This is a genomic window from Aeromonas sp. S12(2024), assembly GCF_041402305.1.
Classification (GTDB): domain Bacteria; phylum Pseudomonadota; class Gammaproteobacteria; order Enterobacterales; family Aeromonadaceae; genus Aeromonas; species Aeromonas veronii.
Window position 1 is genome coordinate 1 of record NZ_JBGLRB010000003.1, and the last position, 20,022, is coordinate 20,022.

A 20,022-nucleotide genomic window follows, 5' to 3' on the forward strand; every position below is an offset into this window, starting at 1 on the left:
ACAGATCAAAAACAAACGCTTTTTCCTTTGCTGTAAATGTTCGCTTCATTCAACAATCCTCCGCAACGGCATGCTTTCACATGGTTGTTGCGTTGATCAATTGAATCTACAACTGCTCTCTTGATGGCGGACGAGTTCACACGTACGCGCTGATAGACCGATTAAGAGAGCAAGCCCCCATCACCCTGGTCTGCTGCGCTTTCGATGTGCCCACTTCCTGTTTTTACGATTATCTGGTCCGCAGGCGGGCGATTAACCGTGAGCGCATGCAGCAGCGCTGTGAGTTGCGCCGTTTGTTCAAAGAAAGCCGGAACTCAGCGGGCAGCCGCGCCTTGATGTCGATGATGCGAGAGTTGGGGTATCAGATTGGCCGATTCAAAGTACGTAACCTGATGAAGGAAGCCGGGCTGGTATCCAAACAGCCGGGCGCACACCGCTATAAGGTGGCACAGTCTGAACGACCGGACACTCCCAATCTGCTGGCCCGCGAATTTGATGTCCAGCAACCCAATCAGGTGTGGTGTGGCGATATCACCTACATCTGGGCAGCTGGTCGTTGGCATTACCTGGCAGCGGTGCTTGACCTGCATACCCGGCGGGTTGTGGGCTGGGCGATGTCAGATAAACCAGATGCCGAGCTGGTCATCAAAGCACTGGAGATGGCCTATCAGCAGCGGGGTTGCCCATCCGGTGTGCTATTTCACTCTGACCAAGGCAGCCAATATGGCAGTAGGGCATTTCGGCAACGACTGTGGCGCTATCGCATGACCCAGAGCATGAGTCGTCGTGGTAACTGCTGGGATAACGCCCCGATGGAACGGTTGTTCAGAAGCCTGAAGTCAGAGTGGCTCCCGGCTATGGGATATATGAGCTTGCGAGAGGCGAAGCGGGATATCAGTTACTACCTGATGGATTACTACAACTGGCGGCGTCCACATAAATACAATGACGGAATATCGCCAGCAAAAGCCGAAGAACGGCCTAACCAAGTGTCCGGATTTAGTTGACCACTACAGCTGGGCCAGAAGGGCAAGATGCCCCTGTTGTTCTTATCTCTGTCTAAATTCTAAGTAGCGCCAGTGAAGGTTAGGTTTGCTCGTTTAGCAGCTTGAGTGCTTTGGTGCCGCTAGCCAGGGACAGGTTTCCCTGGCTAGCCTGCTCAATGTGATTGCTCCACCAACTCATCATGATTACCCGCTGCTCGAAGTAGTCCGAGCGGTTGTAGGCGCGGCGGATCTCGTTGTCGTCGGCGTGAGACAGCGCCGCCTCGATAGCATCCGGGTTAAACCCCTGTTCGTTGAGCGTGGTACTCCCCAGCGAGCGCAAACCATGAGCCACTAGTCGCCCGCCATAACCAAGCCGTTTTAAGGCCGCATTGGCACTTTGGTCGTTGATGTGACCAAGCGGATCGCGGCGGCCAGGGAACACAAAAGGACGGTGGCCGCTGATCGGCTTCATGCGCTCCAGCAGAGAGATAGCTTGCGGGGTCAGAGGAACCCGGTGGGGGCGATCCATCTTCATCCGCTCAGCAGGGATATTCCAGACTTTGGCGTCAAGGTCGATCTCATCCCAACGGGTACCGGCTGATTCGCCAGGGCGCACCAAGGTATGCAGGCTCCATTCAATTTGGCAGCGCGTGGTCGGGTCTAACCGACCATTGGCAATGTCAGCCATCAAAAGCGGTAACTCGTCCGGTTTGAGGGTCGGCATGTGCTTTTTGGCTGGCTTCTTGAAAACCTTGCGTATCGCTGAGCAGGGATTGGCATCGAGCAGGCCGTGGTTAACGCTATAGTCGAGGATTTCGTTAATCCGCTGACAAAGGCGGCGTACAGTCTCATGTTTGCCATCTGCCTCCAGAGGGCGCAGCATCTCGATGACTTTGGGAGCACGGATCTGGTCGATGGGCATAGAACCGATGAAGGGCAACACATACAGCTCAAGAGAGCGCCACGAATCTGCGGCATAGGCTTCAGTTACATCATGGCGTTTGAGATCCAGCCACTTAGATGCCATGTGTTCAAAGGTGTTGGTGCTGGCTTCTTCCATGGCTTCTTCCATGGCTTTGACCATGGCGGCCTGTTCTTCTTTGTGGAGCTTGGGATCAATGCCTTGGGCCAGCAGGGCGCGAGCCTTTCGCAGTAGTTCACGGGCTTGGCCAAGGGATACCTCTGGGTAAGTGCCAAAGCTCATGTTTGTGCGCTTATTGTCAGAAGGCTTTGAGTACTTGAAGGCCCAGAGCTTTGAACCCGCCGCACTGATCCTCAGTTCTAACCCATCACCATCGCGCAAGGTGGTCATCTGGCCTTTCGCCTTAGCGTCTTCGGATGGCTTGGCGTTTTTAACTTTTGGGTCGGTTAATCTGCAGTTACCTGTTTCGCGCCTCTTTTTCTCCACCGTGACCATAACGCTCCTTAGTACCATCGAATTGAGTACCACTAACCTTGTGGTACTAATTATAGTACTCGTGAAGCTGGTTTTAGGCGACCACTTCGACTTTGTCGGACAACAAAAAAACCGCAAGACGTTGAATCTTGCGGGTTTCTGTACTTCTTCGTTCCTTCTCGGAACAATATTTGGTGGAGCTGGGGGGATTTGAACCCCCGTCCAAAATTACTACATCCTTGGCACTACATGCTTAGTCACTCTTTACATTCGCCAACCCGCTGCGGAGAGACACGCCACGAATTGACTAGCTCGATTGGTTTTAATGCTTCCGCCCCGAGCAGGACTTCCACACGATCCTGTGAAGGATGACCTTCCGATTCCCTAGGACACAGGCAAGCTAGGGTAGAAGGGCTCTATGCAGGTTATTAAGCTGCTAGTGCGTAGTTTTCGTCGTTTGCGACTATTTTTTTGCGGTTTATTAACGAGGCCTACCGCACCTCGGCATGCACCTTGGGTTTCGTGAATCTTGTCGAATCCAGAATCAGCCCCAAGTTGTTAATTGCGATTGTACGCAAAAATGCTGTCATAGCAAGGCGTTGATACCCATTCCCTCTGGCAGCCAGTCTGTTTGCCGATTTATTGTACGCAGCTGAGCCTGAAGAGCCAGCTGCGCCGGGGGAAGGTGAACTGGCGTTCTGATCCTGCCAGTCGCAGGTTAGCCGCGATGCTTGTTCTTCATGATGCGAGCTTTTTCCCGATCCCATTCGCGGGCCTTGGTATCTTCGCGCTTGTCGTGCTCTTTCTTGCCCTTCACCAGGCCGATCTCGACCTTGACCCAGCACTGTTTCCAGTAGAGGGCGAGGGGAACTATGGTGTAGCCCTGACGGGCGATCAGGCTTTCGAGCTTGTCGAGTTCACGACGGCTGAGCAGCAGTTTGCGGGTGCGGGTCGGGTCACATACCACGTGGCTGGAGGCCGCTTGCAGTGGCAGGAAGCTGGAGCCGAACAGATAGGCCTCGCCATCGCGGAAGATGACATAGGCTTCGCTGATATTGGCCTTGCCCGCCCGCAGGGATTTGACTTCCCACCCTTGCAGGGACAGACCCGCTTCGATCTTCTCTTCGATGAAGTATTCGTGGCGCGCGGTTCTGTTGAGTGCAATGGTGCTGGACCCGGCTTTGTTTTTACTGTTTTTTTTGCTCATGACGGGCGATTTCCGGCAATGACTAGGAGGCTCGTATTATACGTAGGCAGGGGCGGCTGTAAAACGCGCAGCAGGTCAAGTGGTGGCTTTCTGAGCGGTTTGGCTGAGGTTTTACCTCCACAACCCCCAACATGGTGATAAAATCGCGGCGATTGGATGAGGAAAAGCCATGCCCCGAATTACGCGCAGTGCCCTGGTGATGTTCAGTGCAGAACAGATGTTCAAATTGGTTAACGATGTGGATGCCTATCCGCAGTTTTTGCCCGGCTGTGTTGGCAGCCGTGTCCATGAGGCTGGCGATGACTACATGATGGCGTCGGTCGATGTGGCCAAGGCGGGGATTGCCAAGACCTTTACCACCCGCAATCAGCTGGATGTGAACCGTCAGATCAGGATGGAGCTGGTGGATGGCCCGTTCCGCAAGCTGGCGGGCTGGTGGACCTTTACCCCGCTCGATGTGGATGCCTGCAAGGTGGAGTTTGATCTCGATTTCGAGTTTACCTCCAAGCTTATCGAGGTGGCATTTGGTCAGGTGTTCCGCGATCTGGTGAGTTCCATGGTCTCCGCCTTCTCCAACCGGGCGAAGGAGGTCTACGGTGTCTGACCAGCTCAACATCGAGGTTGTCTATGCCTTGCCGCAGCAGCAGACGGTGATTGCCCTGCGGGTGGCGCCCGAGACTTGCGTGCTGGCGGCCATCGAGCAGTCCGGCATCGTGCAAAAGCACCCCGAGATTGACTTGTCGGTCAACAAGTTCGGCATCTACAGCCGCCCGGTGAAAGGGAGCGAGCCGCTGCACGACGGCGATCGTATCGAGATCTACCGTCCACTCATCGCCGATCCCCGCGAGATGCGCAAAAAGCGGGCCGAGAAGGCCAAAGAGGAGGGGAGAGCCGATAGCGTGACCGGTGGCCGCCCCGATGTACATCGCAAGCTCCGCGAGTAGTGCTCAGGTTTTTCTTGCAGAAAAAAGGCGCCGAGGCGCCTTTTTTTGATCCCGTTAGCCGGTGAACTGGCCGAAGGGATATCAAGAGAGGGCTGCTTCTATCACACCCAGTCGGGCACGGGCCCAGGCGGCCAGTAGCTCTACCCCGCTTTGCATCACCCGCTCATCGAAATCGAATTCGTTGTGATGGTGTGGTGCCGCCAGATCGGCCCCCAGGATGAGGTAAGCCGCTTCGCCCCCCTGCTTTTGCACCCGCTCCATCAGAAAACCGGCATCTTCGCTGGCGCCAAAGCGGCGAGTCTGGATAGTGGCGAGCCCCTGCTTGCGGGCCAGCGCCGCCAGCTCGGCTTGCAGCGCCGGGCTGTTGTCGAGGGCAATGGCCTCGCCCTGTTTGATGATGCGGTAGGTGACGCCGTGGGCGAGGGCAGTCCCTTCGACGATGCGCTGTACCTGACTGAACATGTAGTCGTTGAGCGCGCTGTCGGCGCCGCGGGTCTCACCGCGCAGCTCGGCATGATCGGGGATGACGTTGCGGCCGCTGCCAGCGTGAAGCTGGCCGACGTTGATGCGGGTCATGCCGTCGCGGTGGCGGGGAATGCCGAGCATGGCGGTGGTGGCCATGCAGGCGGCAGCCAGCGCATTGCTGCCGGCATTGGGCTCGAGCCCTGCATGGGCGGCAGTGCCCATAAAGTGGACGTCGAACTTGGTGGAGCAGAGAAACTCGGTGGGGTTGATCACCAGCTCGCCGCTGCCAGCGTGAATACCGATATGGAGCGAAAGCAGGGCATCCACGTCATCGAGTGCGCCACCGGCAGCCAGCGCCTTGCCACCGCGGCACCCCTCTTCGGCGGGTTGGAAGAAGAGCTTGATGCGACCGCACAACTGCTCTTTCATCGCCATCAGGCTGCTGGCCAGCCCCATGCCGATGGCGGTGTGGCCATCGTGAGCGCAGGCGTGCATCCACCCCTTGTTGTGGGAGGCAAAACCTTGCTGCTGCGGCTGGTGCTGTTCAGCGTCGGACTCTTCCACCTCCACCGCATCGATATCGAAGCGAAAGGCCAGGGTCGGGCCGGGACGGCCGGTATCCAGCTCCCCCATCAGCCCAGTGACATCGCCGATCCGCTCCAGCCAGTCGGGATGGGCTCCCTGACGGCGGGCGCGAGCCTTCTCGGCCGCCACATCCACATCACGGCCCATCATCAGATTGCTTGCCAGCAGTTTGTCGCCGAGCACGATGCGATAACCGAGTTCGCTCAGGTGGTGGGCAATCAGGCTGGTGGTGCGAAACTCTTTCCAGGCGGCTTCCGGCAGGCGGTGCAGGTCGCGGCGCCACAGGATCAGGTGCTCAAGGGTCATCTTGGCTTCCTTGGTGATTCGATTTGTCGGCTATTGTGCCTTTTTTCCCGGCTGACCACACGGGGCCTGCAGCTGGTCGGGGGAGCTGTGCGTGCGAGTGATGTCTGTGAGGGCCGTGAATAGTGGTGAGCGCCCATAAAAAACGCCTCCACAAGGGAGGCGTTGTCGATAGCTGGTTATCAGGCCGCGTTATGGTAAGCGGAGGCTTCAAACAGCTTCTTGTTGGCCACCAGATCGATGGGGTCAAAATCATCGACGTTGATGGTGCGCAGGCGACTTACCTCGGCGCGGCGCAGCAGCTCCGCTTCGCTCTGGGTCAGTACGCCAGCGGCCAGGCCAATGTCGGCCACCTTGTCCAGCGCCATGAAGGGACGCTTGATACCATCGCTCTTGCAGACTTTCTCGAACAGCGGCTCGGCGGCCAGTACGTCATCGAGAGCCTGCTCCAGCAGACCGAAGGGGTTGCCCTCTTCGCGAGTCAGGTATTGCCCCTTGGCCAGGCGGCTGCGAGTTTCGCTCGGGGTTTGCAGCAGACGGGCCACTTGCTGGTCCAGCTTGTCGCACGGACGGTTCAGGTCACGACCCAGCGGCAGCACCACGGCGCGCAGGGCAAGCCCAATCCAGCGGTTCGGGAAGTTGCGCAGCAGTTCGTCGATCGCCTCTTGCGCCTTGAACATGGCATCTTGCAGTGCCCAGTGCAGCAGCGGCAGGTCGGCCTGCTGGCGTCCCTCGTCCTGATAGCGCTTGAGGGCGCTGGAGGCCAGATAGAGCTGGCTCAGCACGTCGCCAAGACGGGCGGAGACCCGCTCCTTGCGTTTGAGCTCGCCACCCAGGGTGCCCATCGCCATGTCTGACAGGAACGCCAGGTTGGCCGAGAGGCGGGAGAGTTGCTGGTAGTAGCCCTTGGTCTGATCCTTGTAAGGGGCCGCGGCAAAGCGGGCGCCGGTGATACCGAGCCAGAAGCTGCGTACCAGGTTGCTGATGGCAAAGCCGACGTGGCTGAACACCGCCTTGTCGAAATCTTTCAGCGCCTGCTCCTTGTCGGGATGGCTGGCGGCCAGCATCTCCGGCAGTACATACGGGTGGCAGCGGATAGCGCCCTGACCGTAGATGATCATGCTGCGGGTCAGGATGTTGGCCCCTTCCACCGTAACGGCGATGGGGGCACCCTGATAGCCACGGGCCAGATAGTTGTTGGGGCCCATGCAGATGGCCTTGCCGCCGTGGATGTCCATGGCATCGATGATGCACTTCTGGGCACGGTCGGTGAGGTGGTATTTGACGATGGCGGAGATGACCGAGGGCTTCTCGCCAAGGTCGATACCGGTCACGGTCAGGTTGGCTGCGGCGCCCATGATGTAGGCATTGCCACCGATGCGGGCCAGCGGCTCTTCAATCCCTTCCATCTTGCCGATGGGCAGCTTGAACTGGCGACGGATGCGGCTGTAGGCGCCGCTCGCCAGGGCCAGCATCTTGACGCCGCCGGTGCTGTTGGAGGGCAGGGTGATACCGCGTCCTACCGACAGACACTCGACCAGCATACGCCAGCCCTGACCGGCCATGGCCGGGCCGCCGATGATGAAGTCGAGCGGGACGAACACATCCTTGCCCTGAGTCGGACCGTTCTGGAACGGCACGTTGAGCGGGAAGTGGCGACGGCCGATGCCGACACCTTTGATGTGAGTAGGGATCAGCGCGCAGGTGATGCCGAGCTCTTCCTCTTCACCCAGCAGGTGTTCCGGATCACGCAGTTTGAAGGCCAGACCCAGCACGGTAGCAATGGGGGCGAGCGTGATGTAGCGCTTGTTCCAGGTTAGGCGCATACCGAGCACCTCTTTGCCTTCCCACTCGCCCTTGCAGACGATGCCAAAATCGGGGATGGAACCGGCGTCCGAACCTGCCTCCGGGCTGGTCAGGGCGAAGCAGGGGATCTCTTTACCTACCGCCAGACGGGGCAGGTAGTAATCTTTCTGCTCGTCAGTGCCATAGTGCTGCAGCAGTTCACCCGGGCCCAGCGAGTTGGGTACGCCAACGGTGGAGGCGAGCACGGCGCTGGCACCGCACAGCTTTTGCAGGACACAGGACTGGGCGTAGGCCGAGAACTCCAGACCGCCATATTTCTTCTTGATGATCATGGCGAAGAACTTGTTGTCCTTCAGGTATTGCCACACCTCGGGGGAGAGATCCGCGCGCTCGTGGGTCACTTCCCAGTCGCTCACCATGCGGCACACTTCCTCGACCGGGCCATCCATAAAGGCCTGCTCTTCGGCAGAGAGGGTGCTGACCGGGATGGCGTGCAGCTTTTTCCAGTCTGGGTTGCCCGCGAACAGGTCGGCTTCCCACCAAGTTGTGCCCGCTTCAATCGCCTCTTTCTCGGTGCGGGACATTTCCGGCATGATCGATTTGTAGATCTTGAACAGCGGCTTGGTTATTTGATTGCGGCGAAACTCCACCAGATTGAGCGGGATGGCAATCACCGCGAACAGCGCCCATACCAGCAAGGGCACATGACCATAGATGGTGCCAAGCACCAGGGCGGCGCCGGTGACCAGGGTGGAGATGAACAGGGATGCCCGGCGATAGGCCAGGGCTCCGATAACCAGGATCACCCCGAGCAGAGTGAGGGTCGTCGTCATTGCTTGCTCCTTGCGTGGTTAGGTTGCCAACGTGGCGTAACTGATCCAGAGGTCTGACCTGTTGGATATGGCCCCTGTTGTAATTCATACGCACAAAGTTATCAAGCTGTTTACATCTTCATTACCTTCTCTCTGTGATCCCCATAACGCTCACGCGCCGCCAGCGCTGTGGCTCGCAGGGGGGCGACTGTGCGATTCGCTTGTGCGAGAATAGCCGCGATCTACACGCACACTAAAAACAGTGGAAGAGACATCATGTACCAAGAATTGATCCGCAATGAACTGACCGAAGCTGCCAGCGTGCTGCAGGCCTTCCTGGCTGATGAGCAGAACCTGAAAAACATCGAAGCGGCCGCCAAACTGCTGGCCGACTCTTTCAAAGAAGAGGGCAAGGTGCTCTCTTGTGGCAACGGTGGCTCCCACTGTGACGCCATGCACTTCGCCGAAGAGCTGACCGGTCGTTACCGCGAGAACCGCCCAGGTTATGCCGGTATCGCCATCTCCGATCCGAGCCACCTCTCCTGCGTCTCCAACGACTTTGGCTATGACTATGTCTTCTCCCGTTATGTGGAAGCGGTCGGCCGCCGTGGCGACGTGCTGCTTGGCATCTCCACCAGCGGCAACTCCGGCAATATCCTGAAAGCCATCGAAGCGGCCCGCGCCAAAGGGATGAAAGTGATCGCCCTGACTGGCAAGGATGGCGGCAAGATGGCGGGTCTGGCGGATGTCGAGATCCGGGTGCCGCACTTTGGCTATGCCGACCGTATTCAGGAAGTGCACATCAAGGTAATCCACATCCTGATCCAGCTGGTCGAAAAAGAGATGGTCAAGTAATCAGGCCACGCTACCGGACAAGGGCATCACAGGTTGATGGTTTGTCATCGACCGGTGCTGCCAGTCACAGGGGAAGGGATTGTGCCTTCCCCTGCTGTCTGTCGAACCAGTGTGCTGGCCGAACATGACACAAGCCAAATCATGAAAGGAGTCTGCCGGATATGTGCGAACTGCTCGGCATGAGTGCCAATGTGCCGACCGATATCTGCTTCAGCTTTACCGGGTTGATGCTGCGCGGCGGCAAGACAGGGCCCCACAAGGATGGCTGGGGGATCACCTTCTACGAGGGGAAGGGCTTTCGCACCTTCAAGGATCCCGAGCCCAGCGCCCAATCTCCCATCGCCAGACTGGTACAGGCGCTGCCCATCAAGAGCTGCGCTGTGGTCAGCCACATTCGGCAGGCCAACCGTGGCTGCGTGTCGCTGGAAAATACCCACCCCTTTACCCGTGAGCTGTGGGGCCGTTACTGGACCTTCGCCCACAACGGTCAGCTGACCGGCTACAAGAAGCTGCCAACCGGCCGCCACCGGCCGGTGGGGGATACCGACAGCGAGCACGCCTTCTGCTGGCTGCTCGACAGGCTGGAGCAAAAATATCCCAAGCGTCCAGCCAACTTTCCCGCCATGTTTCGCTATCTCGCCACCTTGTGTGACGAGCTCAGAGCGTTCGGGGTATTCAACATGCTGCTCTCGGACGGGGAGTATGTGATGAGCTACTGCAGCAACAACCTGCACTGGCTGACCCGCTGTGCGCCCTTTGGCGAGGCTAGTTTGCTGGATGAGGAGGTGGTGATCGACTTTCAAAGGGAGACCACCCCCAACGATGTGGTCACCCTGATCACAACCCGTCCGCTGACCGGCAATGAGAATTGGGTCAAAATGGCGCCCGGCGAATTCAATCTGTTTCGCATGGGGGAGCGGGTGGCGACCAATCAGGTCGCGTTTGAGCAAGATAAAAAAATACCAGGGTAGATACCTACCCTGGTTCTTCGCAGCAGCCATAAAAGGCAAAAGGGATGAGAGGTGTTGCTGAGCATCATCACTCTGACGGCATTGAGTGTTGATCAATTGTTAATTTGTGGCAATCAAGTTGTTGTCTTGACGGGCGTTTCAGCATCGCTATTTCGATACTGATCACATTTTTTGCCACTTTATTCCCTGAGCCATCCAATCGGGTGCTTCATCACAGCCTGGTCGTGAGCCACGACATCGAAAACTATCTATAGTATGGTCTGTTTGAATACCGTTCTGGAGGAGCCTCGCATGGAGTGGGTGGATCGCAAGGTGTTGCAGCAGCTGGCAGAGGATATCGGTCCGGATATGCTGCCCGTGGTCATCGCAGTCTTTATTGAAGAGGTGGGCGAGCAGCTGAGTCAGCTCAGACCCCTCTATGAACAGGGAGAGTGGGAGGCGCTGGCTCGGGTGGCGCACAGCATGAAATCATCCTGTGGCAGCTATGGCGCCATACCGAGTTATCAGCAGGTGATGGCGCTGGAGATGGCCAGCAAGCAGGCCGATGTGGCTGAGGCAGAGCGCCAGTTGCAACTGCTGGAGGCCTCCTTGCCCCAGGTGCTCGCGTTTCTTGCCGATTATCATTAACGGCGCCATGCAGGGATGCCGGGGCGCCGTGACCGTTGCCTAACGCTGGTTGAGCAGTTGCTGGATGATCCGGTCCAGCGCCAGTTTCAGCTTCAACCGATCGTGCCGATGGGGCAGCTCAAGCTCGCCCAGCTCGGCTTCGATCACACGCCCTTGCCAGTCCCCCGCATCACTCGCGCCCTGTGGGGCCAGGATGGCATCCAGCCGACCCTGACCGACCCGGGACTCCAGCCAGCGACACTGACTCATCAGATCCAGCTGGCTGGCAGGGCCGTTTTCTGCCACCAGATTGCAGACGAAAACCAGCATTGCGCTGCTCTCGTTGATGGCCTGGGCGATCTCGGCCAGCAGCAGTGGCGGCATGATGGAGGTGAGAAAACTGCCCGGCCCCAGAATGATCATGTCCGCCTGCTGCAGTGCCAGCACCGCTTCCCGGGTCGCTTGCACCTCCGGCATCAGGCCGAGGGAGAGGGGCGGTGTTGCCAGTTGATCGATGGATACCTCTCCCAGGATCTGGGTGCCACACTCCATATGGGCGCAGAGATCGGTGGGAAATTCAGACATGGGTAGCAATTGTGACTCGATTTTGAGCATGTCACTGATCAGCTTGATAGCATCAAGAGGACGGACACAGAGATTATCGAGCGCCAGCAGCATCAGGTTGCCAAGGTTGTGACCCGCCAGCTCGCCTTTGCCGGCGAAGCGGTATTCGAACAACAGGCTGCCGATACTGGGATCGGTCACCAGCTGGTTCAGGCAGTTGCGCAGATCGCCCCAGGCGATGCACTCCTGACTCTTGCGCAGGCGTCCGGTCGAGCCGCCATCATCTGTGGTGGTGACGATGCCGGTGAGCCGTTGACCAAGAAACGAGAGGGACGAAAGCACTCGTCCCATGCCGTGGCCACCACCGATGGCAACGACCCGATCGAAGTCATTGATGTTTTTTTGCCACATATGGGCGTCCTGTCATTGGTCTCAGTTGACCGCTATGTTAGCAAGCGAAGCGAGATAATTGTTTGATAAAGGTATGATTTTTGCTTGAGGCTGCCATTCGATAAAACAAGGAGATGGTGTTGAAATTTCTGACCGTTCACTCCCTCGCCCAGAATTCATCGCTGGCGGCCCAAGATATCTGCGCGCAGCTGCGCCACCATGCCGATCAGGCCCCCTCCCTGCTGTTACTCTATTTTACCCAAGCCCATGAGGGGGCGATACTGCGCGACGCGCTCAAACGCCAGTTCCCGACGACCCGCCTGCTAGGGTGCAGCTCTTGCGGTGGTGTCATGACCGAGATGGGACACCACGCCCGAGACGGATATGGGCTGGCCGTTGCTGCTCTGTACGATGAGAAAGGGGCATTCGGGGTAGCCGGTGCCAGCGGTGACGGGGTGGATGTGCGGCAGTTGCTGCGCCGAGCCATGAGCGACTGTGGTCGGCCGGGCGAGCTGCCCCAGTTGATCCTGTTTCATGCCAGTCCCGGCAAGGAGGAGGGGCTGCTGGCCGGTATCGAGGCCGAACTCGGTGCCTCGGTGCCGGTGGTCGGTGGATCCGCGGCTGATAGCAGTGTCAGCGGTGACTGGCAGCTCTGCTGGGATGAGGCGGTGGCTCAGGATGGCATCGGTCTGGCGGTGATCTATCCCGATTGCCAGCTGGCTTTTCAGTTTCACTCCGGTTATGTGCCTGCCGAATTCAGCGGCGAGATCACCGCCTGCAACGGGCGGGAGGTACTCACCATCGATCACCAGCCTGCTGCCGAGGTCTATGCCCGCTGGTGCGGGCGCGAGCAGCCCTGGCCGGTGGGGGCGATTTTGCGGGAGACCACGCTCACCCCGCTGGCTCGTCAGGTGGGAGCGCTGGATGGCATTCCTTACTACAAACTCTCCCATCCTGAAGCTGTGACCGAACAGGGCGGGCTGCGGCTCTTTACCGATGTGGTGCAAGGGGAGCGTCTGCTGTTGATGTACAGCAGTCAGGAAGGGTTGTTGCAGCGCAGCCTCAATGCCATGCGTATCGAGCCAGGGTATGGGGTCGACGTGGAATTGCAGCCCATCGGCGCGCTCATCATCTTTTGTGCTGGTTGTCGTTTGGCGCTAGGTGATATGTTGTGCCAATTTGTCGAGCAGAGCCAGGCTCGCCTCGGCAAGATCCCCTTTATCACCCCCTTTACCTTCGGCGAGCAGGGGCGGCTGCCCAATGGCGAGCTGGCCCACGGCAACCTGATGGTATCGAGCGTGATTTTCCTGACCCGTTGAGTCGGCAGAACATAACAGAGCAGGCAACAAGATGATTGGCAACAGTGAACTGGAAGCCCTCGGCGACAAATTGCAGACCACGCTGGTCGATCTTATGCGTTGCCGCGAGCGCGAGGCCAAGTATCGTCACGAGTCCCAGACCCTGCTGGGCGGGGTTGCCACCCTGGCTGATGCAGAGACGTTGGAACAGGTGCTGGAGAGTCTGATCAAGGTGCTCAAACCCTTTATCGGCTTTGAGCACGCGGATGTGGTGGCCTGGGAAGGGGAGCAGGGAAGTACCCACCTCAGTACCGAACCGATGCGCGCTGCCCGCAGCTGGCACATGACCCCGGCATTTGCCCGCGCCATCTCGGGTGAAACCCTGGTGATTTACGATCCCGCCCAGCTGCCTGAGCTTGCGCCGCTGGCGAGTGAGCCGGGCTGGGCCAGCGTGATGCTGACCGGGCTGCAGGCCCCCGGTTTTACCGCCACCCTCATCTGCCGCCACGCCCGGGCGGGCACCTTCGATCTCACCAGCAAGGCCGCCATGGAGCGTTGCCGTCCGCTTATCGCCCAGGCGCTGGTCAACATCACCTATCGGGCCCGCTTGCAGGAGCAGGTTGCGGTAAAAACCGAAGCGTTGCAGGCCAGCGAACGCCGTTTTCGCAGCTTTGCCGCCATGGCTTCGGACTGGTTCTGGGAGACAGATGCCGAGCATCGCCTTAGTTACGCCTCTGAGCCGGGTTATCTGGATGAGATGACCCCGCAGGCGACCCGGCCGACCCTCTATGACTACGTCTGCAACAAGCAGAGCTGCGATGCCCAGAAATACCTGCAGCTTTTGGAGCTGCGCCAGCCGGTGCGAGGGGTGCGGATGCAGGTTGCGCTGCAACACGGCCCCTGCTGGATGGAGGTGAGCGCCGAGCCCTGCTTTGACCATGATGGCCAGTTTATCGGTTATCGTGGCACTGCCCGGGATATCAGCAACCAGATCCGCCGGGAAGAGGAGCTGGCGCGGGCACGGGATGAGGCTGAAGCGGCCAACCGTGCCAAGTCCCAGTTTCTGGCCATGATGACCCACGAGATCCGCTCGCCCATGAATGCGGTGTTGGGGATGCTCGATCTGGTGCAGCATGCCGAGCTGGCGCCGGAGCAACAGAGCCTGCTGCGCCATGCCACCCACTCGGCCAGATTGCTGCAAACCATCATCGACGACGTGCTCGATTTTTCGAAAATCGAGTCGCAAACCTTGGTGTTTCACTGCGAGACCCTGCAACCCGTCCAGCTTTGCCAATCTCTGGTCGAGCCGCTGCAAGCTCGCGCGACCGCCAAGGGGATCGCGCTGGTTTATCGGGTCGATGAGTCGGTCCCCCGGGAGTTGCAGGGGGATCCGATGCGTTTGTCACAGGTGATGGGCAATCTGCTGGACAACGCCCTCAAATTTACCGAGCAGGGGCAGGTAACACTGCACCTGGGTTGGCAGGATGAGAAGCTGCTGATCTCGGTCTCCGACACCGGGATCGGTATCGCTGATGCGGATCAGGCGCTGCTGTTTGAACCCTTCTCCCAGGTCGACAACTCGGCCACCCGGCGTTTTTCCGGTACCGGCCTCGGTCTTGCCATCAGCAAGCGTCTGGTGACGCTTATGGGGGGAGAGATCCACCTGAAGAGCGAGCCGGGCAAGGGAAGCTGTTTCTGGTTCGAACTGCCTGGCATGGCGTTGCCTTGCCATAGCCAGCCGCAGCGGGAGGAGGGGGCTTCGGCACTGTTGCCACTGGATGTGCTGGTGGTGGAGGACAGCCCGGTGAACCAGTTGGTGGTGTCGCTGATGCTGCAAAAACTGGTGGGCAAGGTACGGTTGGCTGCCAATGGTCTGGAGGCGCTGGCGCAGGTGGATGAGCAGCTCCCGGATCTGATCCTGATGGATATGCGGATGCCCCTGATGGACGGACTGGAAGCTACTCGCCGGTTGCGGGAGTTGGGATGCACCATGCCAATCGTCGCCCTGACGGCCAATGCGATGGCGGAGGACAAGGCGTGCTGTTTGGCGCAGGGGATGGATGACTTTCTCGCCAAGCCCATCACCTTGTCACGGCTGAGAGAGTGTTTGCAGCGTCACTTTGGTCAGCGGTTGCCGACGCGCGGATAAAAAAAATGGTCAACTTTGTGGGTTGACCAGTTCTTCAGCAAATACTGAAGAGAGCACGGGATAAATCGGGTTGTATCAATCTATATGAAAAATCTGTGCCAACTTTTATGGGACTCTTTTGTGTTCAATTTTGGCCGTTTAGCGCAGCGGCTCTCTCTTGTTATGGCGTTTTGCGTTCCTACTCACTCGCAAAATGCGAATTTCACATTTTCATTGTTGGAATAATTGCATTTTGCAACGCTGTTTTTGTCATTGTGAAATCAGGCGATGCAGGAATTTACGGGCTGCTTCGCTGTTTTGTTTGGCAATCAGCATCTGCTTTTCATAAATCGGCATCGGCAATATCTCGAGCCAGCGTTGGCAGAGCCAGGCGGCATCTTCAAAGCGCTTGTCCGGATAGAGCTCATCAAGCTCCGGATACTGCTCGAACACTTCCCGCAGGCGATTGACCAGCAGCTTGTCGTTGAAATCGGAGTGGGTGCTCGGCCAGTTGGGCAGCATCTCCACCTTGGCCCGGCGCAGGCCCATCTCGTCTGTTTCCATCTCGTGGATACAGAAGCGCTCCAGTCCCAGCACTGTCACACCCAGCAGGCCATCATTGAGGGTGTAGAAGTCGGTCACCTTTACCCGGGTGCCCACCGGCAGAATGCGGCCGGATTGTCCCGAGGTGGTCGACTCTTCCATCACGATGCCAAAGCCCTGATCGTTGATGAATGACTCCTTGAGCATCTGCAGGTGGCGTGGCTCGAACAGACGCAGAGGAAGCTTGCCGCCCGGCAGTATGTGGGAAGGCAAGGGGAACAGTGCCAAAGGTTGTAGTTTCATGTTCCATCCTCCATTGAGTAGTTGCTGAATATGACAATGCAGCGACTGTGCCAGAGAATGAAAAAAGCCACCGGAGGGTGGCTTTTCGGGCGGTTGAGGGCGCTTAGTTGCGCTGCTCCAGATACATGACAGCCGCTTCCACGCGGCTTTGCGCCTCGAGTTTCTTCAGCAGGCTCTTCACGTGAACCTTGACCGTTCCCTCGGAGATATGGAGTACCGAGGCGACCTGTTTGTTGGAGAGGCCTTTTGCAATTTCGCGCAGGATTTGCATTTCGCGACGCGTTAAGCTTTCCAGCTTCTGCTGCAAGTGATCCAGCTCGTAGATGTTTTCGAGATAGGGGCGCAGCGGTTCGCTCAGGATCTGCTTGCCGGTCATCACGTCGGCCAGCTGGGCAAGCAGCAGATCAGGCTCGGTATCCTTGAGCAGGTAGCCGTCGGCACCCGCCTTGAGCAAAGCCACCACATCCTGACGGGCATCGGAGACGGTGAGGATCACCACCCGGGAGGTGATCTCTTCGGCCCGCAGCGCCTTGAGGGTATCGAGGCCGGAGAGCCCCTTCATGTTGAGGTCGAGCAGGATCAGATCCGGCTCGGACTCTTTGGCCAGCGCCACGGCATCTGTGCCGTTGGAGGCTTCACCGGTCACCTCCATGTTCTCTTCCAGAGCCAGCAACTGCACAATCCCTTTGCGCATGAGGGGATGGTCATCTACGACCAGAACTGTGTATTTCATCTCGTCCATCAGGCGTCTCTCGCTAGACTGGTGGGAAAGGTCAGATGCACGCAGGTGCCTTGTGGTTGCTGCTCGTTGATGGTCAGCAGACCGTGCAGTTTGCTGGCGCGCTCGTTCATGATGCTCAACCCGTAATGGTTGATCGCCGAGCTGGCGAGTCCGATCCCGACACCGTCATCTGAAATCTGAACCTCAATGTTACCACTGGCGAGGGTCTCACAGCTAACATCAATCACTTGCGCGTTGGCATGTTTGATGGCATTGAGCACTGCCTCACGGATCAACTGCAAAATGTGGATATGCTGGCCCGCCTCCAGGTCGTTGTCGGCCAGTCCGTAATGGAACCGGATTTCGGCCTGGGTCTGAGGTTGCAGTTGATCGAGCATCACCCGGATCGCTTCCCCCAGATTGGCATCGCCAATGGTGAGACGGAAGGTGCCGAGCAATTCGCGCAACTGTGTATAGGCATTGCTAAGCCCCTCGTCGATCTGCTGCATCGCCTCCTGCGCCTTGTCATGTTGCCCCTTGGCGTAAGAGCGCTTGAGCAGGGTGGACTGGATCTTGAGATAGGAGAGGGCCTGCGCCAGCGAGTCGTGCAGCTCCCGGGCGATCACCGCCCGCTCCTCCATCAGCAGCAGTCGCTGCTGTTGCAGCAGGGTCTGGTCTTTGTGCAGCACCTGAGCCAGCAGCATGGTGAAGTTTTTAATCAACCGCTCATCGATGGGGTGTTGGCTGATGATGTCGAGGCGGCCGAACTCCTGCTCATCCATCTGCAGATAAAAGCTGGCCACCGCATCGAGATCGCCGGGCCAGCCGGTGCGCCCCGAGATGTAGACCGGCATGGCGTTGTGCTCGAAGCGGGTCAGCCGGATATGGTCGATATGCTGGTGGGCGGCGGCGCGGTCCAGCAGTTTGATAAGGGTACGGGTACTGAGCGGGGCGGCGTGCAGCTTCTGGGCGGTCGAGTAGAGAAACGAGAGGGTGTCGTTGGCCTGTTGCAGCTTGGCGGTTTTCTCTTCCACCTTGTTTTCCAGCTCCCGATAGAGCTTGCCCAGCTCGTCTGCCATGGTGACGAAGGCGCGCGAGAGCTCCCCCAGCTCGTTTTCGCCGTGGGCGGGCAGCTTAAGATCGAAATCCTGCCGCTGGATCTGGCGGGCACAGTAGACCAGCTGGTTGAGGGGGGCGACCACCTGCTGACGGGTGAAGCGCACCGTGAACCAGGCGATGGTGATGATGGCCAGCAGGCCGAGCCCCTCCGCCAGTGCCAGCATCCTCACCTTGAATTCCACGTGGTACTGCATCTGATTGACGAAATTGTCGATGGCCGCCACAAACTGCTCGGTGTTATCGGTGTACCGTCTGGGGGTGCGATCCTCGATGTGCTGGCGCATCACCTGCCACTGGCCGAGCACCTCGCCATAGGTGCGACGCAGGGAGGCGGGGGTGATCCAGCGCTGGGTCTCCTGCAGCTCTTCGGCGTGCAGGGTCTCTTCAAACTGGGATAGGCGCCCCAGCACGCTGTCGCCCCGCTCGATTTCGTAGGCCATCCGGTAGGCCTGCATCCGCAGCGAACCGGAGAGGTTGATCGCCTTGGCATCGGGTACCGAGTAGAAGAGGGTGACCATGGCGACCAGCGCGATCAGGCTGGCCATGAAGAGGATCAACACCATGGCACGGCCGATGGCACTGCTGACCGAATGGACCCTGAACCGTTTTCCCATACTGATGCGCACCTCTGAATAGTGATAAGGACCCCGCAAGATGCGTGGGAGTGTACTCCAACTTGTGTTAGCATCGAAAAACTAGATGAACTCCGAGCGGTTTTGCCTAAGTCCTAGCGATAGGGGGAAACCAGCCGTCAGCCGACGTTCGAGCTGTAAGGGTCAGGAAAGAAATGCCCTGGCCTCCCGTATTTGGAAAGGTGTTTATGTTGCCACTTAAAGATGGTTTTTCCCGTCGTTTTTACTATTTGCGTCTGTCAGTGACCGATGTGTGCAATTTCCGTTGCACCTATTGCCTGCCTGACGGTTATCGTCCCCCCGAAGGTCACAAAGCGGGGCGTCAACCCTTTCTCTCGATTGACGAGATCCGCCGCGTGGTCAGCGGTTTTGCCGCCATGGGCACCCGCAAGGTGCGCATCACGGGGGGCGAGCCCTCCCTGCGCCGCGATTTCACCGAGATCGTCAAGGTGATTGCCTCCACCCCGGGTATCGAGAAGGTCGCCATGACCACCAACGGCTATCGCCTCAAGGAGCGGGCTCAGGAGTGGTTTGATGCCGGACTCAACGCGCTGAATGTCAGTGTCGACAGTCTCGACCCGCGCCAGTTTCACCAGATCACCGGAGAGAACAAGCTGGCCGAGGTGATGGAGGGGATCGAAGCAGCACTGGCCGCCGGTTTCAAATCGGTGAAGATCAATGCGGTGCTGCTCAAGGGGCTCAACGACTACCAGCTCGATGCCTTTCTGGGCTGGATCAGGCACAAGCCTATCGAGCTGCGCTTTATCGAGCTGATGCAGACCGGCGAGATGGATACCCTGTTTCGTGACCACCATGTCAGCGGCGAGCAGATCAAACAGCGCTTGCTGGAGAGCGGCTGGGTGCAGCAGTTGCGGGGCACGGATGACGGTCCGGCGCAGGTCTTTATGCACCCCGATTCGCAAGGTGGGGTGGGGCTCATCATGCCCTACAGCAAGGATTTCTGTGCCGGTTGCAACCGGCTGCGGGTCTCCTCGCTGGGGAAGCTGCATCTGTGCCTGTTTGGTGACAACGGCATCGACCTGCGGGATCTGCTCGGCGCAGATGCACAATCCGATGAGCTGCAACAGCGCATTCGCGCGGCACTGGCGGGCAAGAGTGCTACCCATCGTCTCCATGAGGGCAATGCCGGTATCACCCCTCATCTCGCCTCGATCGGCGGATAACCGCAAAAAATCGCCAACGATTAAATAGCAATCCTCACATGGAGGTATTTTAACCGATACCTCCATTTTTATTGCGCTGCAAGGCTTTGATCTGGCGCAAGAATCCCCCCTGTTTATCTCCCTGGTGGTATATCCCTTACCTTGTCAGGGCCGCAATATACACCCACTCTTATAATTGGTATCAAGAATGCCAATCATGGACTC

16 protein-coding genes, 1 other RNA gene, 1 pseudogene and 1 riboswitch are annotated in these 20,022 nt (G+C 58.4%); of the genes and pseudogenes, 9 read left to right on the plus strand and 9 right to left on the minus strand.

Going from position 1 to position 20,022, the window contains the following annotated elements:
• Positions 1-113 precede the first annotated feature (113 nt).
• Positions 114-1,007 (plus strand): annotated as a pseudogene (locus ACB035_RS03590) (IS3 family transposase); the annotation flags it as partial.
• A gap of 79 nt (positions 1,008-1,086) precedes the next feature.
• Here the strand turns inward: ACB035_RS03590 and ACB035_RS03595 are convergent.
• From ACB035_RS03595 to smpB, 3 genes are all read right to left on the minus strand, one after another.
• Positions 1,087-2,403, minus strand: coding sequence for an integrase domain-containing protein (locus tag ACB035_RS03595; protein ID WP_371166708.1), 1,317 nt, complete (start codon positions 2,401-2,403; stop codon positions 1,087-1,089).
• 171 nt (positions 2,404-2,574) lie between these two features.
• Positions 2,575-2,934: a transfer-messenger RNA gene (gene ssrA / locus ACB035_RS03600) on the minus strand.
• Positions 2,935-3,100: 166 nt separating this feature from the next.
• Positions 3,101-3,589, minus strand: a complete 489-nt coding sequence (gene smpB, locus ACB035_RS03605) for an SsrA-binding protein SmpB (RefSeq protein ID WP_005334498.1) — start codon at positions 3,587-3,589, stop codon at positions 3,101-3,103.
• 169 nt (positions 3,590-3,758) lie between these two features.
• On the opposite strand from smpB, the gene ACB035_RS03610 reads away from it, so the two are divergent.
• The gene (locus ACB035_RS03610; protein ID WP_005334496.1) at positions 3,759-4,193 is read left to right on the plus strand and encodes an SRPBCC family protein; all 435 of its coding nucleotides are present in this window, start codon (positions 3,759-3,761) and stop codon (positions 4,191-4,193) included.
• Positions 4,186-4,533, plus strand: coding sequence for an RnfH family protein (locus tag ACB035_RS03615; RefSeq protein WP_058059898.1), 348 nt, complete (start codon positions 4,186-4,188; stop codon positions 4,531-4,533). The genes ACB035_RS03610 and ACB035_RS03615 overlap by 8 nt, the downstream gene beginning before the upstream one ends.
• An 81-nt stretch (positions 4,534-4,614) precedes the next feature.
• Here the strand turns inward: ACB035_RS03615 and ACB035_RS03620 are convergent, their stop codons facing one another.
• On the minus strand, positions 4,615-5,889 hold the full coding sequence (locus ACB035_RS03620) for an amidohydrolase (protein WP_309507027.1): 1,275 nt from the start codon (positions 5,887-5,889) through the stop codon (positions 4,615-4,617).
• Between the two features lie 179 nt (positions 5,890-6,068).
• Positions 6,069-8,525, minus strand: coding sequence for an acyl-CoA dehydrogenase FadE (gene fadE, locus ACB035_RS03625; protein ID WP_371166709.1), 2,457 nt, complete (start codon positions 8,523-8,525; stop codon positions 6,069-6,071).
• 255 nt (positions 8,526-8,780) lie between these two features.
• Here fadE and lpcA point away from each other — a divergent pair, with 255 nt between their 5' ends.
• From lpcA to ACB035_RS03640, 3 genes are all read left to right on the plus strand, one after another.
• Positions 8,781-9,359, plus strand: coding sequence for a D-sedoheptulose 7-phosphate isomerase (gene lpcA / locus ACB035_RS03630; protein ID WP_005353517.1), 579 nt, complete (start codon positions 8,781-8,783; stop codon positions 9,357-9,359).
• Between the two features lie 161 nt (positions 9,360-9,520).
• Positions 9,521-10,330, plus strand: coding sequence for a class II glutamine amidotransferase (locus ACB035_RS03635; protein WP_005334483.1), 810 nt, complete (start codon positions 9,521-9,523; stop codon positions 10,328-10,330).
• 291 nt (positions 10,331-10,621) lie between these two features.
• The gene (locus tag ACB035_RS03640) at positions 10,622-10,957 is read left to right on the plus strand and encodes an Hpt domain-containing protein (protein ID WP_021229360.1); all 336 of its coding nucleotides are present in this window, start codon (positions 10,622-10,624) and stop codon (positions 10,955-10,957) included.
• Between the two features lie 39 nt (positions 10,958-10,996).
• On the opposite strand, the gene yvcK is transcribed toward ACB035_RS03640, so the two are convergent.
• Positions 10,997-11,911: a uridine diphosphate-N-acetylglucosamine-binding protein YvcK gene (yvcK, locus tag ACB035_RS03645; RefSeq protein ID WP_019446542.1), complete on the minus strand. Its 915-nt coding sequence runs from the start codon at positions 11,909-11,911 to the stop codon at positions 10,997-10,999.
• Between the two features lie 113 nt (positions 11,912-12,024).
• Here yvcK and ACB035_RS03650 point away from each other — a divergent pair, with 113 nt between their 5' ends.
• Together ACB035_RS03650 and ACB035_RS03655 are read left to right on the plus strand one after the other, a co-directional pair.
• Positions 12,025-13,209 (plus strand): FIST signal transduction protein, encoded by a 1,185-nt coding sequence (locus ACB035_RS03650; RefSeq protein ID WP_371166710.1) that lies wholly within the window; start codon positions 12,025-12,027, stop codon positions 13,207-13,209.
• 31 nt (positions 13,210-13,240) lie between these two features.
• Positions 13,241-15,337 carry an ATP-binding protein gene (locus ACB035_RS03655; protein WP_371166711.1) on the plus strand — a complete coding sequence of 699 codons (2,097 nt, stop codon included), beginning with the start codon at positions 13,241-13,243 and terminating at the stop codon, positions 15,335-15,337.
• A gap of 249 nt (positions 15,338-15,586) precedes the next feature.
• Here ACB035_RS03655 and ACB035_RS03660 read toward each other — a convergent pair whose 3' ends face one another.
• From ACB035_RS03660 to narQ, 3 genes are all read right to left on the minus strand, one after another.
• Positions 15,587-16,162, minus strand: coding sequence for an LON peptidase substrate-binding domain-containing protein (locus tag ACB035_RS03660; RefSeq protein WP_005334473.1), 576 nt, complete (start codon positions 16,160-16,162; stop codon positions 15,587-15,589).
• A 103-nt stretch (positions 16,163-16,265) separates the two neighbouring features.
• Positions 16,266-16,904 (minus strand): two-component system response regulator NarL, encoded by a 639-nt coding sequence (gene narL, locus ACB035_RS03665; protein ID WP_005334471.1) that lies wholly within the window; start codon positions 16,902-16,904, stop codon positions 16,266-16,268.
• Positions 16,904-18,616: a nitrate/nitrite two-component system sensor histidine kinase NarQ gene (gene narQ, locus ACB035_RS03670; protein WP_005334468.1), complete on the minus strand. Its 1,713-nt coding sequence runs from the start codon at positions 18,614-18,616 to the stop codon at positions 16,904-16,906. The genes narL and narQ overlap by 1 nt, the downstream gene beginning before the upstream one ends.
• Before the next feature lie 78 nt (positions 18,617-18,694).
• A riboswitch (molybdenum cofactor riboswitch) is annotated at positions 18,695-18,835 on the plus strand.
• Here narQ and moaA point away from each other — a divergent pair.
• Complete coding sequence (moaA, locus tag ACB035_RS03675; protein ID WP_371166712.1) at positions 18,823-19,818, plus strand: GTP 3',8-cyclase MoaA; 996 nt, start codon at positions 18,823-18,825, stop codon at positions 19,816-19,818. Its footprint overlaps the riboswitch before it by 13 nt.
• Positions 19,819-20,022: the final 204 nt, after the last annotated feature.

Coding starts and splice junctions, on each gene's coding strand:
- ACB035_RS03655 (WP_371166711.1), top strand. CDS start 13,241: ATGATTGGCAACAGTGAACTGGAAGCCCTCGGCGACAAATTGCAGACC.
- narL (WP_005334471.1), bottom strand. CDS start 16,904: ATGGACGAGATGAAATACACAGTTCTGGTCGTAGATGACCATCCCCTC.
- ACB035_RS03640 (WP_021229360.1), top strand. CDS start 10,622: ATGGAGTGGGTGGATCGCAAGGTGTTGCAGCAGCTGGCAGAGGATATC.
- yvcK (WP_019446542.1), bottom strand. CDS start 11,911: ATGTGGCAAAAAAACATCAATGACTTCGATCGGGTCGTTGCCATCGGT.
- ACB035_RS03650 (WP_371166710.1), top strand. CDS start 12,025: ATGGTGTTGAAATTTCTGACCGTTCACTCCCTCGCCCAGAATTCATCG.
- ACB035_RS03620 (WP_309507027.1), bottom strand. CDS start 5,889: ATGACCCTTGAGCACCTGATCCTGTGGCGCCGCGACCTGCACCGCCTG.
- moaA (WP_371166712.1), top strand. CDS start 18,823: ATGTTGCCACTTAAAGATGGTTTTTCCCGTCGTTTTTACTATTTGCGT.
- smpB (WP_005334498.1), bottom strand. CDS start 3,589: ATGAGCAAAAAAAACAGTAAAAACAAAGCCGGGTCCAGCACCATTGCA.
- ACB035_RS03610 (WP_005334496.1), top strand. CDS start 3,759: ATGCCCCGAATTACGCGCAGTGCCCTGGTGATGTTCAGTGCAGAACAG.
- fadE (WP_371166709.1), bottom strand. CDS start 8,525: ATGACGACGACCCTCACTCTGCTCGGGGTGATCCTGGTTATCGGAGCC.
- ACB035_RS03595 (WP_371166708.1), bottom strand. CDS start 2,403: ATGGTCACGGTGGAGAAAAAGAGGCGCGAAACAGGTAACTGCAGATTA.
- lpcA (WP_005353517.1), top strand. CDS start 8,781: ATGTACCAAGAATTGATCCGCAATGAACTGACCGAAGCTGCCAGCGTG.
- narQ (WP_005334468.1), bottom strand. CDS start 18,616: ATGGGAAAACGGTTCAGGGTCCATTCGGTCAGCAGTGCCATCGGCCGT.
- ACB035_RS03660 (WP_005334473.1), bottom strand. CDS start 16,162: ATGAAACTACAACCTTTGGCACTGTTCCCCTTGCCTTCCCACATACTG.
- ACB035_RS03635 (WP_005334483.1), top strand. CDS start 9,521: ATGTGCGAACTGCTCGGCATGAGTGCCAATGTGCCGACCGATATCTGC.